The following is an 18,438-nucleotide window of genomic DNA, read 5'->3' on the forward strand; positions in this document are numbered from 1 at the left end:
CTCCCGATGGCGGGCGGCCGTGCAGCACCCGACACGCCCTCCTCCGTCTGCAGTCCGCCATCGGTGTAGACCGCAGGCGGGCTCGCCCCCGCGGCCCGGGCTGGAGGCACCGTGAAGAATCACCAGCTGAAAGCCCTCGTCCAGGTCGCCGAGAGCGGCTCCATCCGCGCCGCCGCACGCGTCATGAACCTGTGCCAGAGCGCCCTCACCAAGTCCCTGCGCGAGCTCGAGGAAGAGGTCGGTGTCGAGCTGCTGCTGCGCAGCTACAAGGGCATCGAATTCACCGATGCCGGCCATATCCTGCTGACCCGCGCCCGGCTGGCGCTGTCACTCCTCGACAAGGCCCAGGAGGAAATCGCGCTGCAGCAGGGCGGCGCAGGCGTGCGCGTCAGCATCGCGGTGACGCCCCTGGTCGGGATCCGGGTGTTGCCCCAGGTGCTGCTCGAGTTCGAGCGCATTCACACCGCCCCCCGGATCAACCTGAGCGAGGGTTTCCTGACGACCCTGATCCCCCAGCTGATCGATGGCCGGCTCGATTTTGCCGTCGCGCTGGCAGATTCGGCCAGCCTGCCCTTCGAGCTTGCCTTCGAGGCCATCGGCCCGGTGGCCTCGGCCGTGGCCGGCCGCCGCGATCACCCCCTGGCGGGCGCACGGACATGGGCCGAGCTCAGTGACGCCAAGTGGGTCCTCAACCTGACCGCGGGCAGCCAGGGCAACAACCTGCTGAACTGGCTGAACGCCCAGGGGATCGGTGAGCCCCGCGACACGATACGCTGCGACTCCCCGTTGCTGATGCTCGAGCTGATGCAGCGCACCGACCGGCTGAGCATCGGCCCGGCCCTGCTGTTCTCCGACCCGCTGATCGGCCAGGGGATTCAGCGGATCGACGTCCAGCCCCTGCCGCGGCCGATGGAGCTGGGGCTCATCACCCTGCGCGGAATCCCGCTGTCCCGCGCCGCCCGGCAGCTGGCGAGCATGATCGTCCGCCACCTCCGCCACAGCCCGCCGATTGCCTAGCTACCTAGCTGTTGCGCGGCCAGGACGGGATCTGCCACTGGTAGGTGACGGCCAGGAGGCGCAGCCCCGAGATGCTACAGATGCCGACCAGCGACGACAGATGCGGTGAGACCGACAGCTGGTGCAGCCCCAGAAAGATCACGCCGCCGATGAGGGTGCACAGGGTGTAGGGCTGGTGGTCGCGATAGACCTTGGGAATCTCGTTGCACAGCACGTCCCGTGTGACACCGCCGAAAACCGCGGTGATCGAGCCCAGCAGCACGGCGACAATGGGCGGCATCCCGGCCACCAGGGCCAGCGAAACCCCCGAGATGGTGAACAGGCCCAGCCCGAGCGCGTCGGCCACCTCCATCACCTTGTCCGTCACCCGGAGCTCGCGGCTGCGCAGCAACAGTGGCGCCGCCAGCACCAGGGCGATGACCAGCCAGATGTATTCGGTGTTCTCGACCCAGAAGAAGGGGCGCCGCTCGATCAGGATGTCGCGCACGGTACCGCCGGCAAAGGCACTGACGAAGGTCACCGAAAACACGCCGACGATGTCCATCTTCCTGCGGGTCGCCTCGATCAGGCCCGACATGGCAAACGCGATGGTGGCGGCGATTTCTATGGTGGTGAGCAGCGTGGTGAGTTGCAGGGTGGCGAGTTGCATGAAGAGGCAGAAGGCGAGGCGTTGAACAAACGACTTCAGGCCAATTATGGCCTGAAGTCATGGCGAGGGCTGGCCAGGCTTGACCGCTGCCGGCCCGGAGGGTTCCTCAGGCCAGGAAATGCTCGGCCACGGCCACCCAGTAGGCGGCGCCGACCGGCAGGTTGCGGTCGTCGAAGTCATACATCGGGTGATGCACCATCGGCGTGTTGCCGTTGCCGATGAAGCAGTAAGTGCCCGGCTTGTGCTGCGCGTAGTAGGCGAAATCCTCGCTGCCCATGAAGGTGGGGCCGGGCATGACGACCTGCTCCTCGCCCAGCACCGCGCGGGCGATGGCGGCACACGCCTCGGTTTGTGCCGGGTTGTTCACCAGCACTGCGCCCGGCGCGCCCTCGCGGATCTCGAAGCTGACGCCGAAGGCGGCGGCCTGGGCGGCGGTGATGGCGCGCACCTTGTCGAGCACCAGCTTGCGGGTCTCGGGCTTGCTGCTGCGGATGCTCAGGCGCAGGGTGGCAGTCTGGGGGATGACGTTGCCGGCGTCGCCGGCCAGGAAGGCGCCGACACTGACCACCGCCGAATCCAGCGGCGCGACGTTGCGCGAGACGATGGTCTGCAGCGCCATCACCAGCGCAGCCCCCGCCACCACCGGGTCGACGCTGCGCTCGGGCATCGAGCCGTGGCTGCCGACCCCGGTCAGCACGATCTCCCAGTTATCCACCGCCGCCATGATCGGGCCCGTCGTGAAATACAGCTTGCCGCGCTCCAGCGTGGGCATGTTGTGCATGCCGAACACGGCTTCCATCGGGAAACGCTCGAACAGACCGTCGGCGATCATCGCCGGCGCGCCGCCCATGACCTCCTCGGCTGGCTGGAAGATCAGGTGCACGGTTCCGTTGAAGGATTTCTTCTCCGCCAGGTAGCGGGCGGCACCGAGCAGCATCGCGCTGTGCCCGTCGTGACCACAGGTGTGCGACTTGCCGGGGATGGTGCTCTTGTGATCGCTGTCGCTCATCTCCTGCACCGCCAGGGCGTCGGTATCGGCGCGCAGGCCGATCGCCTTCGGGCTGTCACCAACGGTCAGCGAAGCGACCACGCCGGTCTTGCCAACCCCTTCGGTCACGACGTAACCCCAGCTGCGCAGCAGCTCGGCGATGTAGCGGGCGGTGTTGTGTTCGTCGAAGGCCACTTCCGGGTGGCGGTGGAGATGATGCCGCCACGCTTGCATTTGTTCCTGGTCGGCATTCAAGGCATTCAGCAGGGAATTCATGATGGTATCCAGTCCGGAATTGTTTGAATCGTTCGGAAAAAAGGCGGTCCGGGCGAGGAGGCCGGGGGGAGGCTGCCCGGACCACAAGGGAGGTGACTCAGTTTTTCCTGGCGCTGACCTTGGGCACCGTCAGCATGATCGAGAGGATCGCGACGAGGACCATGAAGACGTTGAACATCAGCGCGATGACGGCCGCCTCGCGCACCGCCAGGTTGTCCTGGCGACCGACGAAGGTGATCACCCCTTCGAGCCAGGTGACGCTTTCCGGGTTGGCGCTCAGCGCGGTGAAGATCGCCGCGGAAATCGCCACACCGAAGGCCGCACCGAGGGACGAGGCCATCTTGTAGATGCCGGCACCGGAACCGGCCTGCGCAGCCGGCAGGCTCGACAGGGCGGCGTCGGTGGAGGGCGTGGCGTAGAAGGCCAGGCCGACCCCGAACAGGGTGTAGCCGATCATCGCCAGCACCTTGTAGTCGGCCAGCATCAGGTTGGCCGGGGACAGCAGGACGATGGCGAGGCCGGTGATCAGGCAGCCCCAGATCATCGGCTTGCGGGCACCGAAGCGCTGCAGCAGCTTCTCGCCGACACGGATGAAGGCGATGATCGCCACCGCGTAGCCAAGGGTCAGCGCACCGGCCTGCTGGGCGCTCATGCTGCCGCCGAGCTGCACCAGCTGCAGGGACACCAGCAGGGTGCCGGCGACGCCGTTGAGCAGGAAGTTGGAGATGGTTGCGCCGGTGTAGGTGGGGTTGCGGAACAGCTTGAAATCGACAAAACCCTGGGCGGCGCGTGACTCGATCGTGAAGAACAGGATGCCGAAGACCGCGGTGATGCCCGCCAGGCTGAGGATGAACGGGCTGGTCCAGCCGAGCTTGTTACCCTGGGTGACGAGGATCTGCAGCGCGACCATGGCGATCATGAAGGTCACAACGCCGGCGAAGTCGAACTTGTAGTCACCCTTGGTTTCAGCCTTGCTGTCCGGGGTGCCCTTGATCATCAGCAGGCCGATCACGGAAACGATGATCGACGAGAAGAAGATGTAACGCCATCCGAAGTTCTGCGCCATGAAGCCGCCGAACAGCGAACACACGCCGGAACCACCCCACGAGCCGATGGACCACAGGCTCACCGCGCGCTGACGCGCCGGGCCATCCCAGTAGGTCTTAACCAGCGCCAGGCTGGCCGGCATGATGCAGGCCGCCGACAAGCCCTGCAGGGCACGGCCAGTGAGCAGGAAGGCGGTGGCCAGATCGCCGGCCGGCGCCAGGCCGATCAGCAGCGAGCCCAGCATGTTGAGGAAGAAGCCGATCTTCACGACCTTCAGGCGGCCGACGCGGTCGGCGAGCCCGCCGATCACCACGATGAAGATGCCGGAGAACAGCGCCGTGATCGCCACCGCGATGTTCATCATGCTGGCGTCCAGCCCGAGATCCTTCTGCATGTCGGGCGCCACGTTCAAGGTCGTCTGGGCAAACAACCAGAACGCGATCACACCCATGATGATGCCGAATAAAAGCTTGTCGTTACCCTGGTAAGGGGTGGGCCCGCCCACCGCAGTTGCACTCATCGCCGTCTCCTGAAGAAAAGCTCACTGGAAGAACTACAACCGCAGTCTAGTTCTTTGGGGGTATGAGCAAAGACGACATATTCCTGCTTATGATGAGCAATATAGATCACCCCAGACACCCCGCAGCAGCAGCCCGGAGGCGCACGATGGAACACGGCGCCCCGGTCTTCCGGGCGCCGGGATGGGTGGGGCGAGCGCTCCCGTGGAACGGAGCGCGGCTGCGAGTGGGGATGATGCCGGTCACGCCGCCGGTGACAACCGCTGGCGGGCAGGTGGCGTCGAGGAGGCCGGAGTGCTTACCAAAGAGGTAGGTGAGCGCCGGCCACGGGGCCTCGGTGAAGCCCCCGGGATGTCAGGGGCGGCGCTCCGCCTTGCGCGTGATGGGCCGCCCGGCCCGGGCTAGCCCGGCCCCCAGCGGGTCAGCACCGCCAGCCAGCCGGTCAGCGTGAGCGCCGCAGCCACCGTGGTGGCCGAGATCAGCCAGGCCACGCCGGGGCCGTCGCCGCCCATCCGCATTGCCAGGATGTAGGCCGACGAGGCCGTCGGCAGCGCGGCAAAGATCACCGCCGTCGCAAACGCCACCCCGCCCAGCCCGAAGGCGGTCGCCAGCCACCAGGCCAGCGCCGGCAAGGCCAGCAGCTTCACCAGGCATAGATAAACCGCGCCGATGCGGCGGCCCGCCTGGCCACCGCCGCGCAGCGCCGCCCCCACCGCCAGCAGGCCGAGGGTCACCGCCGCGTCGGCGAGGCGCTGCATGAAGGGCAGCACCGGCTCCGGCAGCCGCGCCCCCGACAGGTTGAAGGCCAGCCCGGCCACGGTGGCGATGATCAGCGGGTTGCGCAGCAGCTCCCGCAGCAGGCGGCCCTGCCCGTGGCGCGCCAGCATGCCCACCGCAGCCATGTTGGCGAAGGGCACCATCGCGCCGCACAGGGCGCCCATCATCGCCAGGCCCGGCGCGCCGGCAAACTTGCCCGCCACCGCGATACCGATGTAGGTGTTGAAGCGGTAGGCGCACTGGGCCCGCGACGCAAAGCCCATCGCGTCCAGCCCCAGCAGCGGCCGCCCGGCAAGCGCCAGCAGCAGCCCGGCCGCCATGCACAGCAGCCCCACCGCCAGCAGCGGCGCCATCGCGACGAGGTCGATGCTGGCCCGCGCCAGGGCGTTGAAGAGCAGCGCCGGGAAGAACACGAAATACACCAGCCGCTCGACCCCCGGCCAGAACCCGTCCCCCAGCCCGAAGAAGCGGCGCAGCAGCACGCCAAGGGCGATCAGCGCGAAATCCGGCAGGAGGAGCAGGAAACTCTGCATGGCAGCGGCACGACAGGAAGGGGAAGCCGAGTGTGCCAGAAGCCCGGCGCCGCTTCGATCCGGGCTCTCCACATGCGCGCCGGCTACATCACCTTCACGGCGCGGCCGATGTAGCGGACGGGGCCGGTGGGGCGGCCGGTGGGCGAGCCGCTGCGTGGCTCGAGGGTCAGCTCGAAGAGCTGGTCGGGCTGCACCGCCGGAAGGCTGCCCGCCGGCACCCGCAGGGTCTGGCCCGGCGTGACGAGGCCCAGCGACACCGGCGCGCTCCAGCCCTCGGCCTTGGTCCAGAACTGCAGCGCCTTGTCGCGGGGCACCTCGACGGCACCGAGGGGGATCAGCTCCACCTGCCGGGCGCCGGACGCGCCGGCCTGCACCACCCAGCCCGGCGCCTTGTCGTCGGGGGCCACCAGCACCACCATGAAGCGCGCCTCGGCCGGCGGCTCGGCCAGGCGGCCGACCAGCACCGCCGCCAGCAGCGTAGCGATCGCGAAGCCCCCAGCCGTGAGGCCACGCCACAGGGCCAAGCTGTCCCAGCGCCACCACGCCCGGCGCGGGGCCGGCCGCGGCGCCGGCACGGCCAGCGCGTCGAGGCTACGCTCGATGCGCGCCCACAGCCGCGGCGACGACGCCACCGGCTCGACCAGGCCGGTGAGCGGCAGCAGCCGGTCTTCCCAGGCATGGACGGCAGCCTGCAGCTGCAGATCATCGGCAAGCCGCGCCTCGACCTCCCGGCGGCGGGCCGCGGACAAGGTGCCCAGCACATACTCGCCGGCGAGTTCGTGGAGTGCGTGGCGTTCGGGGGGAATGTTGCCGGTCTTCGTCGTGCTCATCCCATGCACTCCCGCAGGGCGGCCAGGCTGCGTTTGATCCAGGCCTTCACGGTGCCGAGCGGCGCTTCCAGCCGCCGGGCGATCTCATTGTGGGACAAGCCATCCACGTAGGCGTGGAGGATGCAGTTGCGCCGCACCGGCTCGAGTTGTTCGAGACAGGGCCCGAGGCGGCCCGCGCTGTCCTGCCACGCGAAGGCGTCGGCCATGTCGTGCCAGGCCTCCAGCGAGGCGCGGGCGTCGAGGGCCGCGGCGGTGTCGTCATCCACCGCCAGCTCCCGCGCGCCGTCGCGCACCGCGTTGAGCGCGAGGTTGCGGGCCACGCTGTAGATCCAGCCGCGGGCCGAACCGCGCGCCGGGTCGAAGCGGGCGGCGCGGGTCCAGATGTTCACGCAGGCGTCATGGACGATGTCCTCGGCGAGGGCGGCATCGCGCACGATGCGCTGCACCACGCCGAGCAGACGCCCGCCCTCCTGGGCGTACAGGCGCTGCATGGCCGCCCGCTCGCCGGCGGCGCAAGCAGCCAGGGTGGCTTCGTAATCGAACTCGGGCAGGGCTGGCACGTTGGGCGGGGCTCGGGTTTGGCCACCACAGGCGAGGTGCCCGCGGCGGCCAGACCGATCTTACCCGAAGCGTCTTGAATGCTCAGAGCGCTTTCCAGAACAGGTAGTCAGCCTGATAGGCCACCGTCTCGCGCTGGCCGCGCTTGCCGGTGTTGCACTCGGCAGCCGGCGCCACGCCGCCCTTCAGCGCGACGCGCTGGATGTAGGTCACGCCGACCAGCGCCCCGCTGCCGCTGGCCGGGTTGGCCTTGACCAGCTGGTAAGGCAGATTGCCGGCGCCAGACGGCGCGACGGCCAGCTGGGTGGCGGTGAGCTTGGAGCCATCGAGCGCCTCCCAGGTCGCCGGCGGGCCGTAGTAGCTGCCGACCGCCTTGCCGGCGCGATCCGTGAGCACCGCCTTCGGGCCGACGAAAACCCACTCGGTCTGCCCCGGCGCATTGGCCTTGTCGCGGCATTCGTAGGTGATCTCGCCGGTGCCGGTGGTCTCCCAGGCCAGGTGGTTGCCGGCCGGCACCTTGATGGTGTCGGGCAGGCCGCTCTGGCTGGAGGCCATCGGCGCGGAGCCCATCGACGAGCAGGCGCCGAGCAGGCCGGCGGCGGCGATGAGGGACAGGCGGGCAGTGATGGAAGCGGGGGTGGTTTTCATGGTTTTTCTCCAGTCGGGGTTGGGGGTAGAGACCGGCGTTTGATGCGCCGTCATGTCCACTACCCGCCAGCCCCGCGACTGGATGCACCCGCCCGAAAATATTTTTTCGGCACCCGCCGGGTGCCCTGCGTGGCGGCCCGGCGCTACTCGTAGCGACGGATGTCGTCGATCACCTTGCCGTCGTTGGCCAGGCTGCCCGGGGCGCAGAAGCTCACCTCGCCGCGCAGCTTGGTGAGCTCGCGGATCGAGCCGGCCAGCGCCTCGGCGAGTCCCGCCGGCGGGCTGACCACCTCGCAGTGCAGGGTCATGCGGTCGTTGTGATCGGGGTTGTCCACCACCAGGCGGCCGCGGCCGAGCTCCGGGTGGCGCTTGAGCACCGCCGCCACCTGCCCCGGGTGCACGAACATGCCGCGCACCTTGGTGGTCTGGTCGGCCCGCCCGAGCCAGCCGCGGATGCGCGTGTTGGTGCGCCCGCAGGGCGAGACGCCCGGCAGCACCGCCGACAGGTCGCCGGTGCCGAAGCGGATCAGCGGATAGTCGGGGTTGAAGCTGGTCACCACCACCTCGCCCACCTCGCCGGGGGCCACCGGGTCGCCGGTGCCGGGGCGGACGATCTCGAGGAGCACGTCCTCGTCGAGCACCATGCCCTCCAGCGCCGGCGTCTCGAAGGCAATCAGGCCGATGTCGGCGGTGGCATAGGCCTGGTAGGCCTGGATGCCGGCCGCGGCAAGCGCCTGCCGCTGGCTGGGCGGAAAGGCCTCGCCGGAGACGAAGGCCTTTTTCAGGCTGTCGAGGCGCAGGCCCGCCTCGGCCGCCTTGTCGAGCAGGATGCGCAGGAAGGACGGCGTGCCGGCGTAGGCGTCGGGGCGCAGGTCGAGCATCGCTGCGAGCTGCTGCTCGGTCTGCCCCACCCCGGCCGGAAACACCGTGCAGCCCAGCGCCTGGGCCGCGGTTTCCATCATCGAACCGGCGGGCGTGAAGTGGTACGAGAAGGTGTTGTGCACCAGGTCGCCGGCCCGGAAACCCGCCGCATGGAAGGCCCGCGCCAGCCGCCAGTAATCCTTGCGCGCGCCCTCCGGCTCGTAGATCGGCCCCGGCGAGGCGAACACCCGCGCGCACCCCGGCCCCCAGCCGGTGGCCGCAAAACCACCGAAGGGCCGCGCGAGCTTCTGCCGTTCGAGGAGCTCGGACTTGCGGATCACCGGCAGGCTTGCCAGCGCTTCGCGGGTGGTGATGGCGGCCGGGTCCACGTCCTGCAGCAGGGCCGCGAAGGCCGGCGCCCGGGCCTTGGCGTGGGCGATCTGCGCCGGCAGACGGGCCAGCAGCTCCTGCTCGCGGGCTGCGGGGTCGCGGGTTTCACGGGCATCGTAGTATTTCATGGTGTCTCCGCAGTACGTGGGGGCGCTTTGCGCGGGGTTGCTTTGTGCCGGAGAGCGGCGGGGTTTCGTTGGCTCGGCCTTGCGTTGGCTGAGGGTTCGGCTTGGTTGCTGGTCGCTGATGGGGACCAGCAACCAGCAACCAAGCGGATACGCAACCGCAGCCAACGCCCGCCCCCCTACGACAACCACCTCTTCCGTCGCCGGTAATGCTTCACCTCCCTGAAGCTCTTCCGTCCTTCCGACGAAAGCCCCAGGTAGAACTCCTTCACGTCCTCGTTGGTGCGCAGGTCGGCGGCTTCGCCTTCCATCACCACGCGGCCGTTCTCGAGGATGTAGCCGAAGTCGGCGTAGCGCAGCGCCACCATGGTGTTCTGTTCGGCCAGCAGGAAGCTCACGTTCTCCTTGCTGTTGAGATCCTTCACGATCTCGAAGATCTCCTCGACGATCTGCGGGGCGAGGCCCATCGACGGTTCGTCGAGCAGGATCATCTCGGGCTTGGCCATCAGCGCGCGGCCGATGGCGCACATCTGCTGCTCGCCGCCCGACGTGTAGCCCGCCTGGGACGTGCGCCGCGTCTTGAGGCGCGGGAAGTAGGCATACACCTTCTCGAGGCTTTCCTTCAGCTCGGCGCGGCTCTGGCTGCGGGTGTAGGCGCCGGTGAGGAGGTTCTCCTCGATCGACAGGTGGCCGAAGCAGTGGCGCCCTTCCATCACCTGGATCACCCCGCGCCGCACCAGGTCGGCCGGCGTGAGCTGGTCGATGCGGTTGCCCTTGAACTCCACCGAGCCCTTGGTCACGTCGCCCCGCTCGGCCCGCAGCAGGTTGGAGATGGACTTGAGGGTGGTGCTCTTGCCCGCCCCGTTGGCGCCGAGCAGGGCGACGATCTTGCCCTGGGGCACCTGGAGGGAGACGCCCTTGAGCACGAGGATCACGTGGTCGTAGATGACCTCGATGTTGTTGATGCTGAGGTAAGACATGGCGTCGGCCATCCTCCTGTGCGGGGCGGCGCGGGCCGCCCTCGATCATTCTTGTTCGCTGTAGGTCGGGTTGGCTCCGTAGGTCGGGTTGGCCCAAGGGGCGTAACCCGACACCCGGCCCCGGCGCTCTCCGTCGCGGGAGAGGCGTCGGGTTACGCTGCGCTAACCCGACCTACGAAGCTTTCCCGCTCATCGGCCCCGTAGGTCGGGTTAGCCCGAAGGGCGTAACCCGACGCACGGCTCCCACTGCTCACCGTGGAGAGAGGCGTCGGGTTACGCTGCGCTAACCCGACCTACAAGCGGCCTAATCGAGCTCAGCTCTCCTTCGAGCAGTCGCGCGGCTTGATACCCTTTTCCTTGGCGTAGGCGGCGGCGGACTCCTCGATCATGCCGCGCACCAGCGGGCGGTCGGACTCGACCCAGTCGGTGATGACCTTCCACTGGCTGCCGTCCCACTGCTGGAACTTCACCTTGCCCGGGCCTTCGTGGTCGGCGCAGGTGATCTTGAGGGGCGGCATGAAGCCGGTGGCGCCGAGGGCCTTCAGGCGGGCGTCGTCGAGGTTGAGGTTCTCGAAGCCCCAGCGCATCTGCTCGCCGGTGAGGGCCTTGCCCTTGCCGTATTTCTCCTGGGCCTTGCGGATCGCCTCGACGGTGATGATGCCGTGCACCACGCCGCGGTTGTAATACACCGAGCCGACGCGGGCCTTGTCTTCCATGTTGCCCTTGTTCTTGCCGTACACATGCTTCTTGATGTCGGCGACCACCGGGTAGTTGGCGCCGGCCACGTTGAAGCCGGCGGCCACGAAGCCCTTGGCGGCAGGGCCGGCGGGGATGGTGTCCTCCTCGGCGCCGGACCACCACACGCCGATCAGCTTCTCGCGCGGGAAGCCGGTCTTGGCGGCGGCCTTGATGGCGGTCGGGTTCATCACGCCCCAGCCCCACAGCACCACGTAGTCGGGCTTGGCCTGGCGGATCTGCAGCCATTGCGACTGCTGCTCGTTGCCCGGGTGGGCCACGGCGATCTTGATCACCTCGAAGCCGTGCTTGGCCGCCAGCTTGTCCATGATGGCGTGGGATTCCTTGCCGTAGGCCGAGTCGTGGTAAAGCAGGCCGATCTTCTTGCCCTTCAGCTTGTCCATGCCACCTTCCTTCTGGCCCATGTAGTTCACGATGGCCGAAGCCTGGGACCAGTAGGTGGTGATCATCGGGAAGACCCACGGGAAGACCCGGCCGTCGGCGGCGTCGGTGCGGCCGTAGCCGATAGTGACCATCGGGATCTTGTCCTGGGCGACCTTGTCGAGCACCGAGTAGGTGATGCCGGTGGACACCGGCTGGAACACGCTGTTGCCGGTGCTGCCCTTCTTCTTGAGGCGCTCGTAGCACTCCACGCCGCGGGCGTTGTTGTACTCGGTCTCGCACTCTTCCCAGGTCAGCTTGACGCCATTGACGCCGCCGTCGCGCTCGTTGACGAGCTGCATGTAGTCGATCCAGCCGCCGAACAGCCCGGAGCCGCCGGAGGCGTAGGGGCCGACCCGGTAGCTCGGCAGGCCGATGAACTGTTCGTCGGCGCTCGCCACGGCGCTGCCCAGCAGGCCGGCGATGGCAGCACCCAGCAGGACGGTGTGCTTCAGTTTCATGGTGTGTCTCCTCTTTTTGGTTTGGGTGCTACGACGAAAACGGGTTCAGTTCAGACTTGGGACGCGCAACAGCTTCATTCATGAACATCAGTGCGGGAAGGGCCACAGGCGCAGCTTCTCTTTGGCGATCTGCCACAATCGGGCCAGCCCGTGGGGCTCGACGATCAGGAAGAAGATGATCAGGCCGCCGAAGATGATGAGCTGGAAGTTGGACACGAAGCCGGCCCCCAGCGCGTCACCGAACAGCGCCGGCACGACGTTGTCCAGCAGGATCGGCAGCAGCACGATGAAGGCCGCGCCGAGGAAGGAGCCCATGATGGAGCCGACCCCGCCGATGATGATCATGAACAAAATCTTGAACGACAGATCGAGGTTGAAGCCCTCGGGCTCGACGGTGCCGATGTAGGTGTAGGCATACAGCGCACCCGCCACGCCGCAGTAGAAGCTGCTCACCGCGAAGGCCAGCAGCTTGGTGCGCATCAGCCGGAAGCCGATCACCTGGGCCGCCACGTCCATGTCACGCACCGCCATCCAGGCGCGGCCGGTGGAGGAGCGCACCATGTTCTTGGCCAGCAGGGCCATGAAGGCGACGATCAGAAAGGTGAGCACGTACTTGGCCTCGGGCGACTCGAAGGTGTAGCCGAGGATGGTCACGGCCTGGGCCGTCACCACGCCCGACGACGAGTTGTTGGAGAACCACGGAAACTTCACCAGCGCCCACACAATGAAGAACTGCGCCGCCAGCGTGGCCACCGCCAGGTAAAAGCCCTTGATGCGCAGGCTGGGCAGCCCGAACAAGATGCCCACCCCCGCCGAGGTGAGCCCGGCCAGCACCAGCGCCAGCAGAAAGGGCATGCCGTCGATGCGCAGCATGAAGTTATAGGCCGCAAAGGCCCCAACCGCCATGAAGGCCGCCGAGCCGAGCGACAGCTGCCCGGCGTAGCCGGTGAGGATGTTGAGGCCCAGCGCCGCCAGCGAGAAGATCAGCACCGGGATGAGGATCGCCTTCAGCCAGTATTCATTGGAGAACAGCGGCACCGCCACGCCCAGCACCAGCATCAGCACCCAGAACCCGATGCGGTCCTGGCGGATCGGGAAGATGCGGGCGTCTTCGGCATAACTGGCCTTGAACTGGCCGGCTTCACGGTAAAACATGGTGGTTAACTCCTTCGCCGCGCGGGCGGATGCCGGGGATGGGCGGGTTGTTCCGGTGTTGAATTCACAGCTGTCGGGTTACGCCCTGCGGGCTCACCCGACCTACGGGCTTGGCAAAGTGCGGGCTGCCATTGGCAATGTGGCCGGCACCCTCCGTAGGTCGGGTTAGCGCAGCGTAACCCGACGCCATTCCAGCGACGGAGAGCACCGGGGCCATGTGTCGGGTTACGCCCTGCGGGCTAACCCGACCTACAGAGTTGGCAAAGTGCGGGCTGCCATTGGCAAAGTGCCGGGTCAACTTGGCAAAGTGCGAGCTCACTTTGGCAAAGTGAAGCGTCCACTTGGCAAAGTGCGGGCTTACTTTGGCAAAGTGCGCCGTCAACTTGGCAAAGTGCAGCGTCAACTTGCCAATGTGAGGCGTCCACTTGCCAATGTGAGGCGTCCACTTGCCAAAGTGCAGCGTCCACTTGGCAAAGTGCTGGCTCACTTTGGCAATGTGCACCGTCAACTTGCCAATGTGCGGGCTCACTTTGCCAATGTGACGGCCTCCAACCGTAGGTTGGGTTGGCGCAGCGTAACCCGACCCCCGCGCCATCCAGTTCATTGCGGTGCTCATCACGCTTTGCACGATCACACCCGGTCGATGTGCTTCTCGCCGAACAGCCCCTCGGGCCGCACCAGCAGGAAGGCCAGCGCCAGCATGTAGGGGAACCACCCCTCGATGCCGCCGCCCACGTAGGGGCCCACATACACCTCGGCCAGCTTCTCGGAGGCGCCGATGATGAGGCCGCCGATGATCGCCCCGGGCACCGAGGTGAAGCCGCCCAGAATCAGCACCGGCAGCGCCTTGAGTGCGGTGAAGGTGAGGGCGAACTGCACGCCGTTGCGGGCGCCCCAGATCATCCCGGCCACCAGCGCCACGAAACCCGCCACCGCCCACACCACGCGCCAGATCGTCTGCAGCGGGATGCCGATCGACAGCGCCGCCTGGTGGTCGTCCGCCACCGCCCGCAGGGCCCGGCCGACCTTGGTGTATTGGAACAGCAGGGCCAGCAGGGCCACCAGCGAGGCCGCCACCCCGGCCGCGAAGAGGTCGAACTTGGAGACACCGATCTCGTAGTTGTCCATCAGCCAGGCGATCGGCTCGTCGACGATGCCCAGATCAAGCCCGCGCACGTTGGCCCCCCACACCATCTGGGCGACGCCCTCGACGAGGTAGGTGAGGCCGATGGTGGCCATGAACAGCGTGATGTGAGGCTGGTTCACCAGCGGCCGCAGCACGATGCGTTCGGTGGCGACGCCCAGCACGATCATCGCGATGAAGGCCAGTAAAAACGCCAGCCAGAACACCGTGTTGCTGCCGGCCTCCAGCCCCAGCCAGCCGGGCAGCACCTCCTGAAAGCCGACGAAGGTAAGCGCGGCGAAGAACACCATGGCCCCCTGGGCGAAGTTGAACACCCCGGATGCCTTGTAGATCAGCACGAAACCCAGCGCCACCAGCGCATACATCACGCCGGACAGCAGGCCGCCGATCAGAACCTCGATGAAGAATTGCATGGTTCGCCCCCGCCCTTAATGGGATGTCCCGAGATAGGCCTTGATGACCTCCGGGTTGTTCTTCACTTCGTCCGGCTCGCCGTCGCCGATCTTCTTGCCGTAGTCGAGCACCACCACGCGGTCGGAGATGTCCATCACCACGCCCATGTCGTGCTCGATGAGCACGATGGTGGTGCCGTAGTGGTCATTCACGTCGAGGATGAAGCGGCACATGTCCTGTTTCTCTTCGACGTTCATGCCGGCCATCGGCTCGTCCAGCAGAAGGATGTGGGGCTCGGCGGCCAGCGCCCGGGCCAGCTCGACGCGCTTCTGCAGGCCATAGGGCAGGCGCCCCACCGGGGTCTTGCGGATGTCCTGGATCTCGAGGAACTCGATGACCTCTTCAACCTTGATGCGGTGGGCAATCTCCTCGCGCTGCGCGGCGCCCCAGTACAGGGCGTGCTGCAGGAAGTTGCACTTCATCTTGAGGTTGCGCCCGGTCATGATGTTGTCGAGCACCGTCATGCCCTTGAACAGCGCGATGTTCTGGAAGGTGCGGGCGATGCCCTGCTCGGCCGCCTCGTGGGGCTCCATCTTCTTGCGCAGCGCCCCCTTGAAGAAGATCTGCCCTTCCTGGGGGTGATACACGCCGTTGATCACGTTGAGCATCGAGCTCTTGCCGGCGCCGTTGGGGCCGATGATGGAGCGCACTTCGTGCTCCCTCACGTTGAAGCTGATGTCGGTGAGCGCCTTCACGCCACCGAAGCGCAGCGAGATGTTCTGCAGGTCGACGATCACGTCGCCAATCTTTCTGGCCATGGGTCGTTCTCCTCAGGCAGCCTTCCGCGGCTGGGGCGGAAAGGTCTTGGCGTCGGCGATGACGAGTTCGGCGGACACCTTGTTGCTGCGGCCGTCCTCGTAGGTCACCTGGGTCTCGATGTACTGGCTGGTCTTGCCGGCATACAGGGCGTCGATGAGCACCGCGTACTTCTCGGCGACGAAGTTGCGGCGCACCTTGCGGGTGCGGGTGAGCTCGCCGTCGTCGGCGTCGAGCTCTTTATGCAGCACCAGGAAGCGCTTGATCTGCGATTCGCTCATGTTGGGGTCGCTGGCGAGGTCGGCATTGACCTGCTCGATGCACTCGCGGATCAGCTCATACACCTGGGGCTGGCTGGCCAGGTCGGTGTAGCCCGCGTAGGCCATGCCCTTGCGCTCGGCCCAGTTGCCGACGGCCTCGAGGTCGATGTTCACGAACGCGGTGACGAAGTCGCGCTGGTTGCCGAAGCACACCACCTCCTTGATGTGCTGGAAGAACTTGAGCTTGTTCTCGATGTAGTTGGGGGCGAACATGCCGCCGCCGGTGAGCTTGCCCACGTCCTTGGCCCGGTCGATGATCTTGAGGTGGCCGTCCTCGTCGAAGAAGCCCGCGTCGCCGGTCATGAAGTAGCCCTCGGCGTTGATCGACTCGGCGGTGGCGTCGGGGCGCTTGTAATAGGCCTTGAGCAGCATCGGGCCGCGCACCAGGATCTCGCCGTTGTCGGCCAGCTTCACCTCGACATTCGGCGCCGGGGTGCCCACCGAGTCGAGCTTGATCTGCCCATCGGGCTGCAGGCACACGTAGGCGCAGGTCTCGGTCTGGCCGTAGAGCTGCTTGAGGTTGATGCCGATCGAGCGGTAGAGGCGGAACAGGTCGGGCCCGATCGCCGCGCCGGCGGTGTAGGCCACCCGCACGCGGCTCATGCCGAGCACGTTCTTGAGCGGGCCGTAGATGAACAGCTTGCCCAGCCAGTACTGCAGGCGGTCGCCACCCGAGACGCTCTTGCCGTCCAGGATGTCGGCGCCGCAACGCTTGGCCACGTCCATGAAGTGATGGAAGAGCTTGCGCTTGATCGGGCTGGCGTCCTCCATGCGGATCATCACCTGGGTGAGCAGGTTCTCGAACACCCGCGGCGGCGCGAAGTAGTAGGTGGGGCCGATCTCGCGGAGGTCGTTCATCACCGTCTCGCCGGACTCCGGGCAGTTGATGGTGAAGCCCGCCACCAGCGCCTGGGCGTAGGAGAACAGGTGGTCGCCGACCCAGGCCATCGGCAGGTAGGACAGGATGTCGTCCTGGTCGGAGAGCTTGTCGAAGCTGCAGCCGCCGCGGGCCGCGGCGATGAAGGCCGAGTGGCTCTGGCACACGCCCTTAGGCTTGCCGGTGGTGCCGGAGGTGTACAGCATCACCGAGACGTCGTCGGGGCTGCCCTTGTCGATTTCGCGGTCGATGAAGTCGGGGTGGGCGCCGGCATGCGCCGTGCCGAGCTCGACCACCTCGTCGAGACCGTGCAGGAAGGGCTGGTCGTAGTGGCGCAGGCCGCGGGCGTCGTCGTAGATGACGTGCTCGAGGAGCGGCAGGCCGCCCTGGATCTCGAGCATCTTGTCGACCTGCTCCTGGTCTTCGACGCAGGCGAAGCGGATCTCCGCGTCCTGCATCACGTAGGCCATCTCCTGGGCCACCGCATCCTGGTACATCATCACCGGGATGCCGCCAAGGCACTGGCAGGCCGCTACCGACCAGTACAGGCGCGGCCGGTTGTCACCCACCACCGCCAGGCGGTCGCCGCGGCGAAAACCCAGCGCGGCCAGGCCGCCGGCAATTGCGCGCACCTTGTCGGCCACTTCGGCCCAGGTGTACGTCTGCCAGATGCCGTACTCCTTCTCGCGCATTGCCGGCCTGCTGGGCCGCTGCCGCGCATGCTGCATCAGCAGCCGCGGAAAGGTATCCAGGCTCGCGGCATCCGCGGCTGTCCCTCGGGCGTCGGACATACCCACTCCTCCTCCGGTTTTGTCTCGGTAGCGCCTCCGCGGCTTCTGCCGGCCGGCCCCGGAAGGGGCGCTGCGGTGTCCGCGAATGGTCGCTTGTCAGGAGGCCAGTCTCGCAAACCATGTTTGCTCAACTGTTTTTCAAATGTACGGAATTGTGAGGAGTGGGAAACGGGCGGGGCGGAGCCCGGTGGGTGCGTTCAGTGATCCTTGCGCCACATGTAGCGGTAGATGAAGCCGGGAAAGGCCGCGACGAGGAACAGGCAGACGCCGATCACGTAGAACTCCCAGCTCTGGGGATAGGGCGCGCCGTGCAGCCGGCTCTCGGCCAGACGGCCGAGCAGCAGGCAGGCGCCGTACAGCAGGGCGAGTTCGACGAAGCGCAGGAAGAGGCTCTTGGGGCCCTTCAGCGGCAATACGAACAAAAAGCGCTCGCTGAAGAACAGCGCGTTGGCACAGACCAGCAAGACGACGAGGACGACGACGAAACCAAGACTCACGGTGACCCACCCCGAAACCCCGCGCCAGGCCGGGCGACGCGGGAAATGTACATGTAAGCGAAAATCGACGGCCGGGCCGCGAGGCCTGGGCAAACGCACAGCTTGCCCCCAATCGGCAGGCCCGTCACGATACGCCACTCGCGCAGGCTCGCCAACTCGTCACCCGCTGCGCCGCCCCGGCCAGCCCCCCGCCATGTCCTTCGATCGCACCCTCCCCCCGACCACCACCGAGCGCGGCATCCGCGTGGCGCTGATCTTCGCCCTCGCCGCCGAGCGGCTGACCCTTTATTACGAGCACGGCAAGTGGCTCACCGACGCCCAGGCCACGAGCCTGGCCGCCGACTGGCTGGGCCGCTCGAAGCGCCAGCTGGCGGTGGAAGAGCGGCGCCGGCTGGCGGCCCTCAGCGACAAGCTGGCGCGCCAGATCGAAGGCTCGGTGTCGCGGGAGGCGGGGCTCTTCATCAGCCACGAGATGAACGAAGCCCTCGACCCCAACCACCAGTCGGAGCTCGCCCTGTCGCTGATGGCCGAGTGCGAACGCCTGCTCGACGAGCCGGGCGAGGCCTGAAAGGCTCTCAAGAAAACGTAAGGCCGCCCCAGGTTTCCTTGAA

The 18,438-nt window shown here is 67.1% G+C and carries 18 protein-coding genes; 2 read left to right on the forward strand and 16 right to left on the reverse strand.

All coding sequences use genetic code 11. The features are described 5' to 3' along the window. Window positions 1-111 precede the first annotated feature (111 nt). Window positions 112-1,017, forward strand: a complete 906-nt coding sequence (locus ZRA01_RS06495) for a LysR substrate-binding domain-containing protein (RefSeq protein ID WP_141350427.1) — start codon at window positions 112-114, stop codon at window positions 1,015-1,017. A gap of 4 nt (window positions 1,018-1,021) precedes the next feature. Here the strand turns inward: ZRA01_RS06495 and ZRA01_RS06500 are convergent, their stop codons facing one another. The 16 genes from ZRA01_RS06500 to ZRA01_RS06575 all read right to left on the reverse strand — a co-directional run bounded on the left by ZRA01_RS06500 (window position 1,022) and on the right by ZRA01_RS06575 (window position 17,827). Then, a complete protein-coding gene (locus ZRA01_RS06500) occupies window positions 1,022-1,666 on the reverse strand; it encodes a trimeric intracellular cation channel family protein (protein WP_141350429.1) in 645 nt (214 codons plus the stop codon). 106 nt (window positions 1,667-1,772) lie between these two features. Further along, the gene (locus ZRA01_RS06505) at window positions 1,773-2,930 is read right to left on the reverse strand and encodes a M20 aminoacylase family protein (RefSeq protein WP_141350432.1); all 1,158 of its coding nucleotides are present in this window, start codon (window positions 2,928-2,930) and stop codon (window positions 1,773-1,775) included. A 97-nt stretch (window positions 2,931-3,027) separates the two neighbouring features. After that, window positions 3,028-4,497: an MFS transporter gene (locus tag ZRA01_RS06510; protein WP_141350435.1), complete on the reverse strand. Its 1,470-nt coding sequence runs from the start codon at window positions 4,495-4,497 to the stop codon at window positions 3,028-3,030. A 399-nt stretch (window positions 4,498-4,896) separates the two neighbouring features. Beyond that, window positions 4,897-5,805, reverse strand: a complete 909-nt coding sequence (locus tag ZRA01_RS06515) for an AEC family transporter (RefSeq protein WP_141350437.1) — start codon at window positions 5,803-5,805, stop codon at window positions 4,897-4,899. An 83-nt stretch (window positions 5,806-5,888) separates the two neighbouring features. Beyond that, on the reverse strand, window positions 5,889-6,635 hold the full coding sequence (locus ZRA01_RS06520) for an anti-sigma factor (protein ID WP_141350439.1): 747 nt from the start codon (window positions 6,633-6,635) through the stop codon (window positions 5,889-5,891). Then, a complete protein-coding gene (locus tag ZRA01_RS06525) occupies window positions 6,632-7,195 on the reverse strand; it encodes a sigma-70 family RNA polymerase sigma factor (RefSeq protein ID WP_141350442.1) in 564 nt (187 codons plus the stop codon). Before ZRA01_RS06525 ends, ZRA01_RS06520 begins: the two co-directional genes overlap by 4 nt. A gap of 82 nt (window positions 7,196-7,277) precedes the next feature. After that, window positions 7,278-7,841, reverse strand: coding sequence for a DUF3455 domain-containing protein (locus ZRA01_RS06530; protein ID WP_141350445.1), 564 nt, complete (start codon window positions 7,839-7,841; stop codon window positions 7,278-7,280). Between the two features lie 143 nt (window positions 7,842-7,984). After that, window positions 7,985-9,220: a phenylacetate--CoA ligase family protein gene (locus tag ZRA01_RS06535; RefSeq protein WP_141350448.1), complete on the reverse strand. Its 1,236-nt coding sequence runs from the start codon at window positions 9,218-9,220 to the stop codon at window positions 7,985-7,987. Window positions 9,221-9,396: 176 nt separating this feature from the next. Further along, window positions 9,397-10,209 (reverse strand): ABC transporter ATP-binding protein, encoded by an 813-nt coding sequence (locus ZRA01_RS06540; RefSeq protein WP_218028665.1) that lies wholly within the window; start codon window positions 10,207-10,209, stop codon window positions 9,397-9,399. Window positions 10,210-10,511: 302 nt separating this feature from the next. Further along, the gene (locus ZRA01_RS06545; protein WP_141350452.1) at window positions 10,512-11,834 is read right to left on the reverse strand and encodes an ABC transporter substrate-binding protein; all 1,323 of its coding nucleotides are present in this window, start codon (window positions 11,832-11,834) and stop codon (window positions 10,512-10,514) included. 87 nt (window positions 11,835-11,921) lie between these two features. Then, window positions 11,922-12,989 carry a branched-chain amino acid ABC transporter permease gene (locus ZRA01_RS06550; RefSeq protein ID WP_141350455.1) on the reverse strand — a complete coding sequence of 356 codons (1,068 nt, stop codon included), beginning with the start codon at window positions 12,987-12,989 and terminating at the stop codon, window positions 11,922-11,924. A 64-nt stretch (window positions 12,990-13,053) separates the two neighbouring features. Next, window positions 13,054-13,605 (reverse strand): hypothetical protein, encoded by a 552-nt coding sequence (locus ZRA01_RS06555; protein WP_141350457.1) that lies wholly within the window; start codon window positions 13,603-13,605, stop codon window positions 13,054-13,056. Between the two features lie 14 nt (window positions 13,606-13,619). Continuing rightward, complete coding sequence (locus ZRA01_RS06560; protein WP_141350459.1) at window positions 13,620-14,546, reverse strand: branched-chain amino acid ABC transporter permease; 927 nt, start codon at window positions 14,544-14,546, stop codon at window positions 13,620-13,622. Window positions 14,547-14,561: 15 nt separating this feature from the next. Further along, a complete protein-coding gene (locus ZRA01_RS06565; protein ID WP_141350461.1) occupies window positions 14,562-15,344 on the reverse strand; it encodes an ABC transporter ATP-binding protein in 783 nt (260 codons plus the stop codon). A gap of 12 nt (window positions 15,345-15,356) precedes the next feature. Next, complete coding sequence (locus tag ZRA01_RS06570) at window positions 15,357-17,330, reverse strand: AMP-dependent synthetase/ligase (RefSeq protein WP_141350463.1); 1,974 nt, start codon at window positions 17,328-17,330, stop codon at window positions 15,357-15,359. 197 nt (window positions 17,331-17,527) lie between these two features. Then, entirely contained in the window at window positions 17,528-17,827 is a 300-nt protein-coding gene (locus ZRA01_RS06575; RefSeq protein WP_141350465.1) for a DUF2818 family protein, read from the reverse strand. Window positions 17,828-18,020: 193 nt separating this feature from the next. Here ZRA01_RS06575 and ZRA01_RS06580 point away from each other — a divergent pair, with 193 nt between their 5' ends. Next, the gene (locus tag ZRA01_RS06580; protein WP_141350468.1) at window positions 18,021-18,395 is read left to right on the forward strand and encodes a hypothetical protein; all 375 of its coding nucleotides are present in this window, start codon (window positions 18,021-18,023) and stop codon (window positions 18,393-18,395) included. Window positions 18,396-18,438 lie beyond the last annotated feature (43 nt).

It is taken from the genome of Zoogloea ramigera, from assembly GCF_006539865.1.
In the GTDB taxonomy this organism is placed as follows: Bacteria; Pseudomonadota; Gammaproteobacteria; order Burkholderiales; family Rhodocyclaceae; genus Zoogloea; species Zoogloea ramigera.

What these genes read in the sequence shown, in the direction of transcription:
- ZRA01_RS06530 (WP_141350445.1), bottom strand. Translation starts at nt 7,841, where the DNA reads ATGAAAACCACCCCCGCTTCCATCACTGCCCGCCTGTCCCTCATCGCC.
- ZRA01_RS06550 (WP_141350455.1), bottom strand. Translation starts at nt 12,989, where the DNA reads ATGTTTTACCGTGAAGCCGGCCAGTTCAAGGCCAGTTATGCCGAAGAC.
- ZRA01_RS06515 (WP_141350437.1), bottom strand. Translation starts at nt 5,805, where the DNA reads ATGCAGAGTTTCCTGCTCCTCCTGCCGGATTTCGCGCTGATCGCCCTT.
- ZRA01_RS06565 (WP_141350461.1), bottom strand. Translation starts at nt 15,344, where the DNA reads ATGGCCAGAAAGATTGGCGACGTGATCGTCGACCTGCAGAACATCTCG.
- ZRA01_RS06510 (WP_141350435.1), bottom strand. Translation starts at nt 4,497, where the DNA reads ATGAGTGCAACTGCGGTGGGCGGGCCCACCCCTTACCAGGGTAACGAC.
- ZRA01_RS06555 (WP_141350457.1), bottom strand. Translation starts at nt 13,605, where the DNA reads ATGAGCACCGCAATGAACTGGATGGCGCGGGGGTCGGGTTACGCTGCG.
- ZRA01_RS06535 (WP_141350448.1), bottom strand. Translation starts at nt 9,220, where the DNA reads ATGAAATACTACGATGCCCGTGAAACCCGCGACCCCGCAGCCCGCGAG.
- ZRA01_RS06505 (WP_141350432.1), bottom strand. Translation starts at nt 2,930, where the DNA reads ATGAATTCCCTGCTGAATGCCTTGAATGCCGACCAGGAACAAATGCAA.
- ZRA01_RS06570 (WP_141350463.1), bottom strand. Translation starts at nt 17,330, where the DNA reads ATGTCCGACGCCCGAGGGACAGCCGCGGATGCCGCGAGCCTGGATACC.
- ZRA01_RS06560 (WP_141350459.1), bottom strand. Translation starts at nt 14,546, where the DNA reads ATGCAATTCTTCATCGAGGTTCTGATCGGCGGCCTGCTGTCCGGCGTG.
- ZRA01_RS06580 (WP_141350468.1), top strand. Translation starts at nt 18,021, where the DNA reads ATGTCCTTCGATCGCACCCTCCCCCCGACCACCACCGAGCGCGGCATC.
- ZRA01_RS06540 (WP_218028665.1), bottom strand. Translation starts at nt 10,209, where the DNA reads ATGGCCGACGCCATGTCTTACCTCAGCATCAACAACATCGAGGTCATC.
- ZRA01_RS06545 (WP_141350452.1), bottom strand. Translation starts at nt 11,834, where the DNA reads ATGAAACTGAAGCACACCGTCCTGCTGGGTGCTGCCATCGCCGGCCTG.
- ZRA01_RS06500 (WP_141350429.1), bottom strand. Translation starts at nt 1,666, where the DNA reads ATGCAACTCGCCACCCTGCAACTCACCACGCTGCTCACCACCATAGAA.
- ZRA01_RS06520 (WP_141350439.1), bottom strand. Translation starts at nt 6,635, where the DNA reads ATGAGCACGACGAAGACCGGCAACATTCCCCCCGAACGCCACGCACTC.